The sequence below is a fragment of the uncultured Flavobacterium sp. genome (assembly GCF_963922255.1).
Taxonomy (GTDB): Bacteria; Bacteroidota; Bacteroidia; order Flavobacteriales; family Flavobacteriaceae; genus Flavobacterium.
Genome location: NZ_CAWUIC010000024.1, coordinates 1 through 16896, shown reverse-complemented (window position 1 = coordinate 16896; position 16896 = coordinate 1). Strand labels below are relative to the sequence as shown.

Below are 16896 nucleotides of genomic sequence, written 5' to 3'. Positions count from 1 at the left end.
TATCAACTTACTGATAGTAACAATGTAGACTATTACAGTAATGGGGGTAATAGTGATTTTTTCATCACCAAATTTGCCACACAAGCCTGCACACCGCTAGCCAATGAAACTTTTGAATCACAAAACATTAATCTATACCCAAACCCAACAAATTATGCAGTAGAACTCCAAAACATAAACCAAGAATACAACTATGCTTTATATGCAATAACTGGTGTTTGTGTTCAAAAAGGAAGTGTGAGTTTAGAAAACAATCATATAAATGTTGAAAATTTAAGTAGTGGTATCTATGTGTTGCAACTGGATGATAAAAACGGTAAGTTGAGTAGTTATAAATTAATTAAGGACTAGTATTTTTTTTAAACACCCAACATGAAATCAAAACTACCCATAACCCATTACCTATTATCCATTACCTTTTTCCTACTACCCATCACCCTATTTTCCCAAAGCTTCAAATGGTTGCAATCGGGAGGAGGAACTAATACCACAAATGGCAATCAATATTTTGACGATGAACAAGTAATTGATATGGCAACGGATAGTCAGCGAAATGTCTATGTATTATCGGTTGTCACTAAAGATGGTGTGCAAGTAAATAATAATGCTCCAATTACTGTAACAACTTATGAAGCCAATCCAAATCGTGAAGATTTTATGCTTATAAGCTATACTTGTAACGGTACTTATCGTTGGCACAAAGTCTTTGGAGGAGGTGGATTAGATTATCCTTCTGGTGTAGTAATTGATACCCAAGATAATGTGTATGTATCAGGTAGAACGACTCAATGCAGCGAAAATAATGGCAGTGATCCTTATTATTCTATACCTCGTATTGGAGATAACATTTCTATAGATTTTACCTCTACTAACACCAGTACTTCTTGCCAGCAAGTGTTTTTAACTAAATTCAATACGAATGGTGTTTTTCAACGGATTCATTTTGTCCATAATCCTATTAGCAGTTCGTTGGCAAATAATATTCGAATTGTACGCAATTTTTATATTGTGAATGATGTTATCCATTGGATAGTTCAATTACCTCAAGGTAGCTACGAAAACGGTGCTTTTAGCAATAACAACACAAGTCTACCTTTTTTATATTATGTACTTAAATATGATACTAGTGGTTCTTTTATAAGTGCAACAGTTTTTGATTTAGAGGTGTCGTCTAGCATTAGTAGTGAAGTAAGATGGTATCGCAATCCTTATAATGGATATTTTTATGCCATTCATGCCTATAATAGTAATAGTAATAACACTATTACAGCCGGAGGCAATACACTTTCAAATGCCTTTTCTAAAATTATTTGTTTTAACACCTTAGGACAATACCAATGGCATAGAGAAACTACCGGAACTTCAATGAATATTACCAGTATAGATTTTGATGCTCAAAATAACGTATACTTAACTGGAGAAGGAAACAGTTTTTTTGGAGGTAGTTTCATTGGTTGGAGTGTTGCAGCTAATACTGGAGCTACTGCTTTTATTATGAAATGCAACTCTGATTTAACAAGTTATAGTTGGGCAAATTATTACACATCAAACAATGGTATAGTAGGTGCAGCTCAAGGTTTAGTTCCGCAAATTCTTTATAATTCATACATTGATAAAGTTCTTTTTAGTGGTAGTATAAGAAGTGGTATTATGAATTGGGACACTCAAACTATTAATGGTCCTGGCCCTAACAATGGTGGAGATCCATTATTAGCTACCTTTGACCCTGTTACAGGTAATTGTACTTCTTTAAATCGTTTATTAGGTAATAACGGTTTTGATGACGGCTTTACTAAAATGACACTAGATAACAATGGGGATCTTTTGTTAGGTGGCTATATCGGTTATCAACTTACTGATAGTAACAATGTAGACTATTACAGTAATGGGGGTAATAGTGATTTTTTCATCACCAAATTTGCCACACAAGCCTGCACACCGCTAGCCAATGAAACTTTTGAATCACAAAACATTAATCTATACCCAAACCCAACAAATTATGCAGTAGAACTCCAAAACATAAACCAAGAATACAACTATGCTTTATATGCAATAACTGGAGTTTGCGTACAAAAAGGAGTTGTTGGAGTAGAAAACAATCGCATAACTATGGATAATTTAAGTAGTGGTATTTATGTGTTGCAGTTGGATGATAAAAAAGGTAAGTTGAATAGTTATAAATTAAGTAAGAATTAATCTTTCGTTTTTTTAAACATTAAGAAACTGAAAGTCAAAAATCATGGTTTTCAGTTTCTTTCTTATTATTTTGTGTTTTAACAACGATAATAATACAACTATAAAATAGCACCCTTTAACTAGCTCCATTTTCCCACACAAAGTGCATCGCCATAAACTTGTCATCCCAACAAGCTAGCTAACCCACATAAAACTCCATTCACTCTTCCCTCCTCACGCTTCTCACCTCACGCTTCACTTATCCCTTTTCCCTTATTCCATTTACCCACAATCTTGTCATCCCAACAACGGAAGGAACACACTAGAACTCCACAAACCACTTCCACAAACTTGTCATGCTGAACTTGATTCAGTATCCCACTCAAACCAATCACCCATCACCAATCACCAATTACCCCTCTCCTAAAAAAAAAGGCCACCATAAGGCAGCCTTTTCTTAAAATAATTCGCAATTTTCACTCCTCCCTCCTCACTTATCCCTTATCCCTCCTCACTAATACCTTTCTCCCTTTCTCCCACTCCCCTAATCCCTTTTCCCTCTCCTCCCTCCTCACTTCTCACTTCTCCCTCCTCACTCCTCACTTCTCACTACTCCCCATTCTCAACAATTCCACAAAGCAAAGACTTTAAAACAGCAGCTTCAATACCTTCAGAAGCACCATCAACACTTCCAATAATATTACCAATCATCAAATCCCATTCTGGATCAGTATTCTTTTTAGGTCGTTTCTTGCGTTCATAAGTGGAATAACGAATTATAGATGTAGTAATCAAAATAACTTGCTTATCGGATGCAGGTATGTTTTTAGATCCTAAAACTGTATTCTCATAGGAAGTTATGAAAGAATAAATGATATTGTAGTCATCCTCTTCATCACACAGAGGAACAAGGGTTGAAATAAAACTTTGCAAACTAAGTGCAGCTTCATCAGTAGCTAAAGAGTTTTCGATTACCTCAACAGAACAGCAACTTATCTTACCTATTAAACTCGATAGGGTTGTACTATCTATCGAATAGGAACTTGTTGATAAAGACACAAAGGTTTCATTCTGAGCAGAAACAACTAGTACACGATCTAAAATAGCTGATAATTCAACAGCTAAACTATCCTCTTCATAATAAGCAGTATACAATTCAGTATGCAATTGACCAGCAATATCATATGGATTTAATGGATTTGCTGGACTAGTTTCACCAAGCTTACTAGTAAACAAATAATCATTTGGATTTGCTGTACCTGAAACAGTACTAAGATCTGAAACATCAGTACAAGATATACAAAAAGGAAAAACGACTAAACATAAAATAAAAAATTTCATAAATTAATTTTTAAAATGGAACTGATTTTTTTGTCAGTTCATTTCACTCGAGCTAATCTGAACAATACATGCTTACATGTAGCAATAGATCTTGAATTCGAGACAAAACTATACGCAGATCCTAGACCTCACAACTCATCTAGTGTGCAATTCCCGAATTAGAGGTATTCAATTCCCGAATTAAATACACAAATTTTTGAAGGTTATGCTAATCTATTGCAACGCATTATTTAGCAGCTAGTAGCAAACTTAAATTAACGTTTGTCTAATCTTAAATTAATTTTAGCTAATTTTATTCTTACAAAAAAAGTCTAATAATCATTCCTTAAAATGTTTTATATAAGCCCCATTTATATGAAGAATTTAAAAAAAATGATGTGGTTTACGATGATTATATCAATTGTAACGCATCAAACAAAAGCTCAAACAAATAAATTTATCATACCAGATAGTCTGAAAAACAAAAGTTTGAATGATCTAGAATTGAAAACCATTAATAATCAGGAAAAAGAAAAAAGTATTGCTTATGCTAAAACTTGGTTATTAAAATCGAAGTCAGAACAAAACTGGAGTCAAATAGACAAAGCTTACAGAACAATAATGTACCTAGAAAACAAGGAACATTTACTTCACTATGCGGATAGCTTATTATTTTTTGCCAAAAAATCAAAAGACAATAAGTTAATAGGAACAGCATACCTAACAAAAGGAATAATGTACTACGATAAAAAAGAGGTGACCAAAGCATTAGATTATTACATTTTAGCTGAAAAATATATTTCCATAACTAAAGATGAATACACTATTTATAAAGTAAAGTATTCTATTGCGCATACTAAGTATTATTTAGGCTTTTATGATGAGGCTATCGCTTTATTTAGAGATTGTCTTACTTATTTTGAAGAAGAAAATGATCGTGGTTATCTTAACACCTTACATTCATTAGCTCTTTGTTACAATAAGCTGGGGAATTACAATCAAAGTACATATTATAATGAATTAGGTTTATTAGAAAGTAAAGAGCTTGAAAATTCAGAAATGGAAATGTACTTCAAACATGCTGAAGCTGTAAATCAATATTTTAAAAAAGAATATAAAAAAGCAATTAATAATTTAAAACTACTGCTTCCTAGCATACAAGAAAAAAAGGACATTGCAAATGAAACAGTAGCCTATTTTTATATAGGAAAAAGCTTTTGGGCATTAAAGCAAGAAGAAAAAGCCATACCCTATTTACTAAAAGTAGATAACGCATTTAAAGAACATAAGTACACTAAACCAGAATTAAGAGAAAACTATGAACTCTTAATTAAGTGGTATGCAAAACAAGACAATTTAAAAGCCCAATTAAAGTATATCAACAAGTTAATTGAAGTAGATAAATTGATGGATAAAAACTATAAGTATTTAGCTCAAAAAATATTTAAAGAATATGATACGAAAAAATTAATAGGAGAAAAATTAGAAATTGAGAATGCAATGAAAACAAAAAGTAAAGTGTATTATACAATCTTTACAACATTAGCAATAATTATAGTTTTTATAACAGCTAAACACTACAATGACAAAAAGAAATTTAAAGCCAAATTTGATGAATTAATGAAAACAAATCCTTCAAAAAGAAACGTTTCAAACTATACAAATGAGGAACTTGAAATTAAGCACGAAATTGTCGAACAAGTATTAAAAAACCTAGATAAATTTGAAAAAAATCAAAAATATTTAGAAAAAGAGATGAACTTAAGTAAACTGGCAACTATACTAAATACTAACACAAAATATGCAAGCAAGATTATAGCAAAACATAGAGGTAAAGGATCAATCGACTATATAACCGACTTAAAAATAGATTACATAGTAGAAAAACTAAAAAACGAAAACAAATTCAGAAACTATACCAACAAAGCATTAGGAGAAGAAGCAGGCTTCCGCTCCACACAAAACTTCACAAGAGCCTTCAAAAACAAAACCAAAATCTCCCCAACTTACTTCATCGCACAACTAAAACAACAAGAAATATCATAAAAAAATAGCACTCCTTCTATGTTCTATATTCTATTCTCTATTTTCTCCCTTTTCTCCCTTTTCTCCCTTTTCCCTCTTTCCCTCTTTCCCCCTATCTCCCCCTATCTCCCACTCCCCAAATCCCTCCTCACCCTTCACTCCTCACTAAAAAAAATCCATCACAACTTCTGAAACACTTGTGATACAAATCAAACCAAAACAAACAAATTTGCACCATAACAAACTAAAACATAGGTATGACTGTAAATTTAATTACCCAAGAAGATCTGGTAGAATTTAGAAAACAACTACTTAATGATGTAAATGAAATCATTACAAACAACACACAACAACAAAAAAAGTGGCTCAAGTCTGCTGAAGTTCGCAAACTCCTAAACATTTCACCTGGCACTTTACAAAACCTTCGCATTAACGGCACACTAAAATACACCAAAATTGGAAGTATAATGTATTACGACAATACAGACATCAACAAACTCCTAAACGGTAATAAAGTAGATGCAGTTCCAACCCTATTCAAGTAATGTCATTGCAAGGAACGAAGCAATCTGTTAATACTTAATACTTAATACTATTTGCTAATCACTAGTTACTAGTTACTAATCACTATTTGCTAATCACTAATCACTAGTCACTCTTCACTAATCACTAATCACTAAAAAAAATGAACTACATAAAACACCTAACAGGCTTTTTCGAAAAAGTCGTTCAAGACAAAACTTTAAATCCAACACATATAAGTCTTTACATAGCACTTTTCCAATGTTGGAACTGCAACAGATTTAAAAACCCAATTAGTATATCTCGGGATGAAGTAATGAGAATAAGTAAAATTAGTTCGAAAGCAACATACCACAAATGCCTGAAGAACTTACACAGTTTAGGATATATCAAGTACGAACCATCCTATAATCCATTCAGAGGAAGTCACGTTTATTTATTTAATTTTTCAGACGATTTAAAACCTCAACCAAAATCAGAAAGAAAACCAAAAAATGAACCTCTTATTGAACCTGCTTCTAAACAAGCTTCAAACAAGTCTTGTACTAGCAGTGAGACAAGTACTGAACAAGCAGTAGTACCTTCTATAAACTATATAAACAATACAAACAATTTAAACATTGAAAACGTTTCAAACTTGAACCAGCAAGCAAAAAAATTTCAAGAAATAAATAATTTTCAATTAAAAAATCAAAATTCAGAAATGCAATCAGCATTCGCTGACACCAATAAAAAACAAACTCAAGATGGTCAGCAAAAAGAAAAAAGTTCCGCGAAAAAAGAAAAAGAAGAAATACAGAATGAAAATTCTGCATTCGCCAACTCCAATGAAAATCAAATAAAAAATAGTTGGCAAAAAAATTCCGCTAAAAAAGAAGAAAAAGAAATGCCGGAAAAAATAGTTAATGAAAAAGCAAAATCGTCTTATCCGGCATTCGCTGACTATAATGCGGAGCACACTGTAACCAGTCAGCAAAAAAGTTCCGCAAAAAAAGAAAGAGATGAATTTACCGTCACTTCGAGCGTAGTCGAGAAGCCAAAATTAGAAAAAGTCAAATCCTACTTCCAAAAAAATAACTTCCCAGAAATCGAAGCTCAAAAATTTTTCAATTACTTCTCCAGTGTAGGTTGGCTAGTCGGAGGCAAAACACCCATGATCGATTGGCAAGCAGCAGCACAAAATTGGATGATTAACGCACCAAAATTTATTTCAAATCCAGAACTACACAACAGAGCAAAACAACTTAACACAACCACCGACAAAGATTATTCAGAGCCATTATAGTCTTTTTGTAATACTGAACTTGTTTCAGTATCTCATCCGTTGCGAAACTTGCGTAATCCTTTGCAGTCTTCGCGGTTAAAACTAAAAAATCCGTGAAAATCCGTGAAATCTGTGTCATCCGTGTTCCAAAACCTTCGCTTCAGCGAACAAAAAACAACCCAATGAATGAAAATATAAAATCCCACTACACCTACACCGAAGTAATCAATTGGCTCGAAAACAAAGGAGTTGAACTTTATGGCAATCATTTCAAAATAATAGAAACAGATTATCAAATAGTGTACAAATTAATTGCTTACTTCCTCAAAGACGAGCCAAGCTGCTTTCAGTACAACATCAACCTCAACAAAGGACTATTATTATCCGGACCAATAGGCTGTGGAAAAACCTCACTAATGAACCTAATGAAATACCTAGCACCTACAGAAAACAAATATTCAGTAAAACCATGCCGAGACATTAGCTTTGAATTCATACAAGACGGTTACGAAATAATACATCGGTATTCAAAAGGAAAACTATACCAAGCAGAACCAAGAACCTATTGCTTTGACGATTTAGGAACAGAAAACAACCTAAAATATTACGGAAACGAATGCAATGTAATGGCAGAAATTCTATTAAGCAGATATGATCTATTTATTTCAAAAAAACTCCAAACCCACATAACCACTAACCTATCAGCATCAGAAATTGAAAAACAATATGGCAACCGAGTTCGTTCTAGATTAAGACAAATGGTAAACTTAATAGCTTATGACAAATCAACACCAGACAAACGCTAACGTCAGTTCGAGTGTTTCAATAAAATTGCGACCAGCTATTTTATTAGAATGACCCGAGGCTATAGCCGAACTGAGCGTAGCTAATCGAGAACCTTTAAAAAATAAAATCCGTGTAAATCCGCGTTGTGAATCATCCGTTTCATCCGCGTTCCAACAACCTGAAACTTGAAACCATTAAAACAACATGAATCAAATAACAACTTTCTGGAACTACTTCCAACAAAACAATTTCGTCTTCCTTCTTCTAACAGAAGTACCACAAGATGAACTAAAAAATCAATTCGATAAACTATTATATCATTTACACCACTACAATAAAGACTTAGGAATAATTATAAAAAACAAAAAAACTAATGCAGAATTAATAATTACCGCAAATGGAAATCCATATCTTTTCAAAGAAGTAGAGTTATTGGTCCACCACGCACCAAAAATAAACCGTTGGAAAACAACCGCATTCCTCCAACCCGAGATGAATATAGAAAAATACGAAAATGGAACTGACAAACCATTAAACTATTGCGGCATCAGTATACGAATAAGCGAAATGTATTTCATCCCATTAGAAAACCCAAACAAACTAACCGATTTGGGAATAAGAGTATTACTCAAAAATTACATCATCCACAAAGAAAACTCAAGACTTCGAGAAGCAGTTTATACACTTATTGAACACCTAATCGGTGAAAAATCATTTGCAAATGACCTATCTTTTATCGAAATAGACCAGCTAAAAAACGAAGATTTAGAAGACGATTGCGTACTTGAATTATACAATTTAAAGTTTTTTATTGACACTTTTGAATACGATTAAGTTTTGGCAATAAACAGCGTTTACTGACAAAACTTAACTGATAAATTATATTTTATATCAGTCTAGTGAGTTTAACCCTCACCTTTGAACTACATATCATAAAAAATCAGAAAACAATCGCATTACAAAATTTTGTCCCAATTATTGACCAAATTTGGGACAAAATAAAGAAAGTGGGTAGAAAAGGTGGGTAGATAATTAACCTAAAATTGCTTTATGTCATATTGCTAAACTATTGATTTATTGAATAATAAAAATAATCATTTTCAATTCAAGAGAAATTAACATCTAAAAGTGGGTGAATAAGTGGGTGAAAAAAATTGAAAAAGTAAACACCTAAGAAACAAAACAATAAACCTGTTTTTACACAATAAACCACATTAGTTTACTATCATTATTTTGGTTTATTGTTTGCAATACAATGTATATCACAATAAGCAACAAAAGAAATTTGCTACATGATTTTGGCAAAAAGTTGGTTTTTTTTGCCAAAGTTATATCATAACTAAAAACATTTATGTTTGTTATTTCAGACATAAATAGTATATTTGTACAGAATAACAAACATTTGACATGGCAACTACCAGTAAAAAGCAATCTGTTTTTCCAAAATATGAGAAAGTATTAGAGCAGATGGGAGAAAATGTAAAGATGGCTCGTAAAAGGCGAAAACTTACGATGATTCAAGTAGCGGAAAGAGCTGATATTGCGAGGTCAACCTTACACTTAATTGAGCAGGGAAGCCCAAGTGTGGCTATGGGTGCCTATTTCAATGTACTACGAGTATTAGGTCTACAAGATGATTTTCTAAAACTAGCCGCAGACGACGAACTGGGAAGAAAACTACAAGACCTCGAACTTTTAAAATAACTATAAAATATAAATGAAACGTCAGTTCGAGTGATTTTCACGCAATGCAATGGAGTGAAAATTGTATCGAGAACCTTTTAAATTAAAAAATAAAACAGTCTAAAATGTCCACAAAAACCGATATATACGTTTATGCTCACTGGAACGGCATGCAAGAACCAAAAATAATTGGTGCTTTGTCAGCACAACAAGCCAAAGGCAAGAAAGCATTTAGCTTCGAGTACGATAAAGACTGGCTAAAATCAGGACAAAAATTCTTACTCGACCCCGACATACAATTGTATGGTGGGCCACAATATCCAAATCAAAAAGAGAACTTCGGCATTTTTCTCGACAGTATGCCCGATACTTGGGGACGCACACTAATGAAACGTAGAGAAGCACAAAAGGCAAAAGAGAAAAAAGAAAAACCTAAAACACTCTACGACATTGATTATTTGTTAGGAGTTTACGATGAAAGTCGTATGGGAGCATTGCGTTTTAAAACAGATCCAGATGGAGACTTCTTAGACAATAATAAAACTGCTCCCACACCACCTTGGTCGTCCATTAGAGAGTTGCAGAACGCAGCACATATCTTTGAAAATGATGTGCATAATGAAGAAGTAAACAGATGGTTAACGGTATTGATGGCTCCAGGTTCTTCACTAGGTGGAGCACGACCTAAAGCCAATATTTTAGACACAGATAAAAGTCTTTGGATTGCCAAATTTCCATCCAAGACAGATACCATTGACAAAGCAGCTTGGGAATTTTTATCTTATCAATTGGCAACTAAGGCTGGAATTGAAATGGCACCTTGTCGTATGGAAAGAATTTTAGGAAAACACCACACCTTTTTCACAAAACGCTTCGATCGAGAAAACGGAGAACGAATCCACTTTGCATCCGCAATGACAATGACTGGAAATAACGAAGACACCATTCGAGACGACCAAGCAAGCTATCTTGACATTGCAGAATTTATCAGCAATCACGGAGTAAACATTGAAGCTAACCTACACCAACTATGGCGAAGAATCATTTTCAATATTGCTATTTCCAATACTGATGACCACTTAAGAAACCACGGATTTATACTAACCAAAGAAGGTTGGATTTTATCACCAGCATACGACCTCAATCCATCGATTGATAAGGACGGATTGGCTCTCAACATCAATACAGATAATAATGCTTTAGACTTTGAACTCGCTAAAGAAGTAGGCGAATATTTTAGGCTAAACAAAGATCAAATGGAAATAATAATAAAAGAAGTCCTTACGGTTACAAACAATTGGAAAAACATTGCGAATCAAATTGGTATTTCTAGAAGCGAACAAGAATTGATGGAAAAAGCATTTCATAATTTAGAATAAAAAAGCCCCGAAGATAGTCGAGGCACTAAATGTTTTCACAACGGAATAATCCTTATTGTGAATTGCTTTCTAATTGTAATGCAATAATACAAAAAAGTTTTAATGTTCTAATGAGGATAACCATAATAATACTAATTATTTTTTTTCTACTTTTATTGATTCAATAGATATTACAAGAATATTCACTATAAATATAGTTCAATATGAAAAAAATTTTAGGATTAGATTTGGGAACAAATAGTATTGGGTGGGCGTTGATTGAAGTTAATGAAAATAACATACCAATTCGCATTATTGCAATGGGTTCTCGAATAATTCCACTATCATCAAATGACAAGGAAGAATTTCAAAGAGGCTTATCAATCACAAAGAATCAAAGCAGAACAGTTAGTCGTACTCAGCGAAAAGGATATGACCGAAAACAATTGAGAAAAAGCGACTTAAAGAAGATTCTAAAGAAATACAATATTTTCCCTTCAGAAGAATTATTGAAACTTCCAATGCTTGATTTATGGAAATTAAGAAGTGATGCTGCTAATCCTAATGAAAATATATCTGCTGAACAATTAGGGCGTATTTTTTATATGCTTAACCAAAAAAGAGGATATAAATCTGCAAGAAGTGAAGCTAATGCGGATAAAAAAGATACGGATTATGTTCAGGCGGTGAAAGGACGATATGCCCAGTTGAAAGATAGAAATCAAACTATTGGACAATTTTTCTCTGAAGGTTTACAAAACGCTAATGACAACAACTCTTATTTCAGAATCAAAGAAGAAGTTTATCCAAGAGAAGCTTATATTGAAGAGTTTGACTCTATAATCACTATTCAAAAAGATAAACACGATTTTCTAACAGATGAAGTTGTTCAACAATTAAGGAATGAAATTATTTATTTTCAAAGAAAACTAAAATCTCAAAAAGGCTTAGTGAGTATTTGCGAATTTGAAGGCTTTGAGAAAACTATTCTTGACAAGGAAAAAAATAAAAACAAAGTGGTGTTTGTTGGACCAAAAGTTGCTCCAAAAACTTCTCCCCTTTTTCAACTGTGTCGTATTTGGGAAGTTGTAAATACAATTACTTTAAAAGTAAAAAATCCAGAAGGAAGCAAATATAAATGGGGAGAGAAAATTCCAGATTTAAAAGAGAAAGAGATTTTAGCAGAATATTTATTTAAAAATGACAACTTAAGTTTCACAAAAATTCTTGAAATTTTAAAACTAAACAAAAATGATGTTTATGCAAATAAACAAATTTTGAAAGGAATTAAAGGAAACGAAACTTATGCTACACTTCATTCCATTTTAGGAGATAATGAACTTCTAAACTTTGATGTGTCAATTATTCCATCAGATAATACTTCAATGTTAGTGGATAAAAAGACAGGAGAAATTTTGGAAGAAAGAGCTGGATTAGAACTAGCCGCTTCATTGGAGAAAGAACCATTATACCAACTGTGGCACACCATCTACTCTATTAAAGATTTAGATGAATGTAAAAATGCTTTAATCAAAAGGTTTGGTTTTGATAATGAGACCGCTGAAAAATTATCTCGTATTGATTTTAACAAACAGGCATTCGGAAATAAATCGAACAAATCGATGAGAAAAATTCTTCCTTTTTTGATGGAAGGTTATGATTATTCACAAGCTTGCAGCTTGGCAGGATACAACCATTCAAATTCTTTGACAAAAGATGAAAGAGAACAGCAAGTTACTTTTGACAGATTGGAGCTACTTTCTAAAAATAGTTTGAGACAGCCTATTGTAGAGAAAATCCTAAATCAAATGATTAATGTAGTCAATGCAATTATTGAACAATACGGAAAACCTTTTGAAATTAGAGTGGAACTTGCACGAGAGCTGAAACAAAGTAAAGATGAACGAAATGACGCAGATTTACAAAATTCAAGAAACAAAAAACTTAATGAGGAAATTGGAAAACGATTAAGGGAAATGGGTTTGCCTGAAACCAGGAGATATATCCAAAAATATAAATTCATTTTTCCTTCACTCAGCAAAAACCTGAAAGACGCTCAGGTCAATAATCAATGTATCTATTGTGGAGAAACATTTAATTTAACTGAAGCCTTAAGTGGTAATGACTTCGATGTTGACCATATTGTACCAAAAGCTCTACTATTTGACGATTCTCAAACTAACAAAGTTTTGGTTCACAGAAAATGTAATTCCACAAAAACCAATCAAACCGCTTACGATTACATTGCTACAAAAGGCGACGAGCAAATTAGGATATATTCAGAGCGTGTGGATGACTGGTTCAAACGAGGAATTATTTCTTACAGTAAAATGCAAAGATTGAAAGTTTCCCACAAAGAATATTTAGAAAGAAAAAAGCTTGGAAAAGAAACGGAAACCGATAAAAAACTTTGGGAAAACTTCATTGATAGACAATTAAGAGATACGCAATATATTTCTCGAAAGGCAAGAGAAATTTTGCAGAAAGTATGCAATAATGTAACTACAACAGAAGGTGGTGTTACAGCAAAACTTCGTAATCTTTGGGGATGGGATGACGTTTTAATGAATCTACAAATGCCTAAATACAAAGAGTTAGGACAAACTGTCATCAAAGAGTGGACAAGCGAACACGGAAAAAGGAAACATCAAAAAGAAGAAATTGAAAACTGGACAAAAAGAGATGACCATCGCCATCACGCCATTGATGCTTTAGTAGTTGCTTCTACCAAACAAGGCTTTATTCAGCGAATAAATACTTTGAATTCTAGCGATACTAAAGATTTGATGCAACAGGAAATCAAAGAAGCAAAAAAACTGTTAGGAGAAAATTATGACGAGAAAGAATTTGAAAATAGTAATGAACTAGTAAAAAATCACAAAGAAAGATTATCACAGTTAGACGATTATTTGCGTTTACAGAAGCCTATTAAATTCGACACAAAATATGTAGAACAAGAAGCTGACAAAATATTAATTTCATTCAAAGCAGGAAAAAAAGTTGCCACTATAACCAAGTATAAAGCAACAGGAAAGAATAAAGATACAGGTGTCATTGTTCCTAGGGGAGCACTGCATAAAGAGTACGTTTATGGAAAAATAAAAATAATTGAAAAAGATAAACTTCCTAAATATCTATTCGAAAACACTCACTCAATAGTTAATCCTAAAATTAGAAATTTAGTTTCTGATAGATTAAAAGAATTTAATGATGATAACAAATTAGCTCTATCTTCTTTGAAAAAAAATCCAATTTATTTAGATATAAATAAAGAACAAATTCTTGAAAAAGCAGATTGCTATGTTGAAGTAACTGTAAAGAAATATGATTTAAATACGCTTAATCTAAAACAAATTGATGACATAGTTGATGAAAGAATTAAACAAATTGTAAAAGAAAAAGTCAAGGAATGTAATAATAATCTAAAGGAAGCTTTTAAAGAAACAATTTGGTTTAATGAAAAAAAACAGATTCCTATTTTGACAGTTAGATTATTTGCACGACCAAATGCAAATTCGATTGTTCCAATTAAAAAAGATTCAAATGGTAAAGAAATCGGTTTTGTTGATACTCAGAACAATCATCACATTGCAATTTATGAAGATAATGACAACAAACCTGTTCAGCACAGTTGTACCTTTTGGCACGCAGTAGAAAGAAAAAAATATAAGATTCCACCTGTTATCAAAAATTCATCTGAGGTCTGGAATCAGTTAATAGACAAAGAACTTCCAGAATCATTTTTAAATAATTTACCTGCTGATAATCTTAATTTAGTGTTAAGTATGCAACAAAATGAAATGTTCATTTTGGGGTTATCACAAGAAGAATTTGATGAAGCAATAGAAAATAACGACAAATCTTTTTTGAGTAAACATTTGTATTTGGTTTGGAGTATATCAAATAACGATTACTGGTTTAGACATCATTTGGAAACGAAAAACTCAGAATTGAAAAAAATTTCTACTGCAAAAGAATCGAAAAGATACTTTAGATTTAAAAGTGTTGGAGCATTGGTAGGAACTTACCCTATAAAAGTAAGATTAAACCATTTAGGAGAAATTACTAAAAAAGGAGAATATTAAAATATGATAAAACGCACCCTTTTCTTTGGTAATCCTGTTTATTTAAGTACCAAAAACAAACAATTGGTGGTGTCTTATCCTGACAAGGAACAAGACACCAAGACAGTAGCAATCGAAGATATAGGTATTGTTGTTTTAGAAAATCAACAAATTACTGTTACTAATGGAGTATTAGACAAACTGACACAAAACAATGTGGCTTTAATTAGTTGTGATGGACAACATATGCCTTCAGGACTTTTATTGCCTTTACAAGGGCATAGTGAGCAAACTGAACGCTATAAACATCAAATAAATGCTTCTGTACCTTTGCAAAAGAATTTGTGGCAACAAACAATTAGTGCTAAAATTTTAAATCAGGCAAGTCTATTAAAAGAAAGAGGTATACCCATGCGAAAGATGGAGTTATGGGCAAGGGAAGTAACATCAGGTGATGCATTAAACCATGAATCGAGAGCAGCTGTTTATTATTGGGAGAAACTCATTCCTATTCCTCATTTTACTAGAGGACAAAAAGGAATAGCTCCTAATAATTCATTGAATTATGGCTATGCAATTCTAAGGGCAATTACGGCACGTGCTCTAGTGAGTTCGGGTATGTTGCCTAGTTTAGGTATTTTTCATAGAAACAAGTACAATGCATATTGCCTTGCTGATGATATTATGGAACCCTACAGACCTTATGTGGATTTAATAGTATGTCATATAATGGATACTGAAGATACTTATGATGAATTAACAGTTGAAATAAAAAAGCATTTACTAAGCATTGCGAGTATGGATGTGGTAATTGATGGTAAACGGAGTCCTTTGTTAGTGGCTATGAGTCGCACAACAAACTCTTTGTACGAATGTTTTGAAGGAAAAGCTAGAAAGATTTTATATCCAGTTTACGGAGTATAATAATCCAGACAATTCGTAGCTTTTTTATATATGCTGTAAAATAATAATTACAATAAGATAAAATAAGTTTAACTATTGTAAAAAGGTAGTATTTCTTGATAAAAGTCATTTCATGTACTAATCATATCGGGAAATTTTGTAACTCATCGTTACAAAAAAAAATGAAAGTGAAATTATAAATAATAACTATGTATAATGATCATTATACACGATTAAACCAATATAGAAGTTTGTGGATATTAGTCTTTTTTGATTTACCAACCGAAACTCAAAAGGAACGAAAGATTGCTGCTGGCTTTCGAAAGAAATTGCTAGACGATGGTTTTACAATGTTTCAGTTTTCTATTTATATGCGTTTTTGTGCTAGTAGAGAGAATGCAGAAGTGCATACCAAACGTATTAAAAACAGTTTACCCGAACATGGTAAAATAGGAGTTATGCAAATTACAGACAAACAATTTGGAATGATGGAACTATTTTATGGTAAAAAGCCTGTGGAAACCGAAAAGCCTTCTCAGCAATTAGAACTTTTTTAGAAAACTAGCATTTAAAAAATGGACTATATAACTTGAAATAAAAGACTTATAGTATTATTTTTTATTTCGTAATCATTACTATAATTCACAACATATCAGCTTTTTAGGGCTTGATACGTTGAGAATCATGAGTAAAAATACAATTTTGAAAGCAATTCACAACCACCGTCTAAATACTGTAATGGTATTTTAAGTTGAGAATCATGAGTAAAAATACAATTTTGAAAGCAATTCACAAC

At 32.4% G+C, this 16896-nt stretch carries 13 protein-coding genes; 12 read left to right on the top strand and 1 reads right to left on the bottom strand.

The window, feature by feature from the left end:
* Both AABJ49_RS13565 and AABJ49_RS13560 read left to right on the top strand, forming a co-directional pair.
* On the top strand, positions 1 to 351 hold a 351-nt coding region (locus tag AABJ49_RS13565), incomplete at its 5' end, for a T9SS type A sorting domain-containing protein (protein ID WP_338378827.1).
* A 21-nt stretch (positions 352 to 372) separates the two neighbouring features.
* Positions 373 to 2196, top strand: a complete 1824-nt coding sequence (locus AABJ49_RS13560; protein WP_338378826.1) for a T9SS type A sorting domain-containing protein — start codon at positions 373 to 375, stop codon at positions 2194 to 2196.
* Positions 2197 to 2784: 588 nt separating this feature from the next.
* Here the strand turns inward: AABJ49_RS13560 and AABJ49_RS13555 are convergent.
* Complete coding sequence (locus AABJ49_RS13555; protein WP_338378825.1) at positions 2785 to 3516, bottom strand: hypothetical protein; 732 nt, start codon at positions 3514 to 3516, stop codon at positions 2785 to 2787.
* 354 nt (positions 3517 to 3870) lie between these two features.
* Here AABJ49_RS13555 and AABJ49_RS13550 point away from each other — a divergent pair, with 354 nt between their 5' ends.
* The 10 genes from AABJ49_RS13550 (at position 3871) to cas2 (ending at position 16657) form a co-directional block, all read left to right on the top strand.
* Positions 3871 to 5541 carry a tetratricopeptide repeat protein gene (locus tag AABJ49_RS13550; protein WP_338378824.1) on the top strand — a complete coding sequence of 557 codons (1671 nt, stop codon included), beginning with the start codon at positions 3871 to 3873 and terminating at the stop codon, positions 5539 to 5541.
* Between the two features lie 236 nt (positions 5542 to 5777).
* Positions 5778 to 6065, top strand: coding sequence for a helix-turn-helix domain-containing protein (locus AABJ49_RS13545; protein WP_338378823.1), 288 nt, complete (start codon positions 5778 to 5780; stop codon positions 6063 to 6065).
* Between the two features lie 140 nt (positions 6066 to 6205).
* Complete coding sequence (locus AABJ49_RS13540; RefSeq protein WP_338378822.1) at positions 6206 to 7327, top strand: transcriptional regulator; 1122 nt, start codon at positions 6206 to 6208, stop codon at positions 7325 to 7327.
* 161 nt (positions 7328 to 7488) lie between these two features.
* A complete protein-coding gene (locus AABJ49_RS13535) occupies positions 7489 to 8112 on the top strand; it encodes an ATPase (RefSeq protein WP_338378821.1) in 624 nt (207 codons plus the stop codon).
* A 184-nt stretch (positions 8113 to 8296) separates the two neighbouring features.
* Positions 8297 to 8926, top strand: coding sequence for a hypothetical protein (locus tag AABJ49_RS13530; protein ID WP_338378820.1), 630 nt, complete (start codon positions 8297 to 8299; stop codon positions 8924 to 8926).
* A 573-nt stretch (positions 8927 to 9499) separates the two neighbouring features.
* Positions 9500 to 9796 carry a helix-turn-helix transcriptional regulator gene (locus AABJ49_RS13525; protein WP_140996399.1) on the top strand — a complete coding sequence of 99 codons (297 nt, stop codon included), beginning with the start codon at positions 9500 to 9502 and terminating at the stop codon, positions 9794 to 9796.
* Positions 9797 to 9900: 104 nt separating this feature from the next.
* Positions 9901 to 11154 carry a HipA domain-containing protein gene (locus tag AABJ49_RS13520; protein WP_338378819.1) on the top strand — a complete coding sequence of 418 codons (1254 nt, stop codon included), beginning with the start codon at positions 9901 to 9903 and terminating at the stop codon, positions 11152 to 11154.
* Positions 11155 to 11357: 203 nt separating this feature from the next.
* Entirely contained in the window at positions 11358 to 15218 is a 3861-nt protein-coding gene (gene cas9, locus AABJ49_RS13515) for a type II CRISPR RNA-guided endonuclease Cas9 (RefSeq protein WP_338378818.1), read from the top strand.
* A gap of 3 nt (positions 15219 to 15221) precedes the next feature.
* The gene (gene cas1, locus AABJ49_RS13510) at positions 15222 to 16121 is read left to right on the top strand and encodes a type II CRISPR-associated endonuclease Cas1 (RefSeq protein WP_338378817.1); all 900 of its coding nucleotides are present in this window, start codon (positions 15222 to 15224) and stop codon (positions 16119 to 16121) included.
* A 188-nt stretch (positions 16122 to 16309) separates the two neighbouring features.
* Positions 16310 to 16657, top strand: a complete 348-nt coding sequence (gene cas2 / locus AABJ49_RS13505; RefSeq protein WP_338378816.1) for a CRISPR-associated endonuclease Cas2 — start codon at positions 16310 to 16312, stop codon at positions 16655 to 16657.
* Positions 16658 to 16896 lie beyond the last annotated feature (239 nt).

Excerpts from the sequence above, each read along its gene's own strand:
- AABJ49_RS13525 (WP_140996399.1), top strand. The coding sequence starts at position 9,500 with ATGGCAACTACCAGTAAAAAGCAATCTGTTTTTCCAAAATATGAGAAA.
- AABJ49_RS13560 (WP_338378826.1), top strand. The coding sequence starts at position 373 with ATGAAATCAAAACTACCCATAACCCATTACCTATTATCCATTACCTTT.
- cas1 (WP_338378817.1), top strand. The coding sequence starts at position 15,222 with ATGATAAAACGCACCCTTTTCTTTGGTAATCCTGTTTATTTAAGTACC.
- AABJ49_RS13545 (WP_338378823.1), top strand. The coding sequence starts at position 5,778 with ATGACTGTAAATTTAATTACCCAAGAAGATCTGGTAGAATTTAGAAAA.
- AABJ49_RS13535 (WP_338378821.1), top strand. The coding sequence starts at position 7,489 with ATGAATGAAAATATAAAATCCCACTACACCTACACCGAAGTAATCAAT.
- cas9 (WP_338378818.1), top strand. The coding sequence starts at position 11,358 with ATGAAAAAAATTTTAGGATTAGATTTGGGAACAAATAGTATTGGGTGG.
- AABJ49_RS13555 (WP_338378825.1), bottom strand. The coding sequence starts at position 3,516 with ATGAAATTTTTTATTTTATGTTTAGTCGTTTTTCCTTTTTGTATATCT.
- AABJ49_RS13530 (WP_338378820.1), top strand. The coding sequence starts at position 8,297 with ATGAATCAAATAACAACTTTCTGGAACTACTTCCAACAAAACAATTTC.
- AABJ49_RS13520 (WP_338378819.1), top strand. The coding sequence starts at position 9,901 with ATGTCCACAAAAACCGATATATACGTTTATGCTCACTGGAACGGCATG.
- cas2 (WP_338378816.1), top strand. The coding sequence starts at position 16,310 with ATGTATAATGATCATTATACACGATTAAACCAATATAGAAGTTTGTGG.
- AABJ49_RS13540 (WP_338378822.1), top strand. The coding sequence starts at position 6,206 with ATGAACTACATAAAACACCTAACAGGCTTTTTCGAAAAAGTCGTTCAA.
- AABJ49_RS13550 (WP_338378824.1), top strand. The coding sequence starts at position 3,871 with ATGAAGAATTTAAAAAAAATGATGTGGTTTACGATGATTATATCAATT.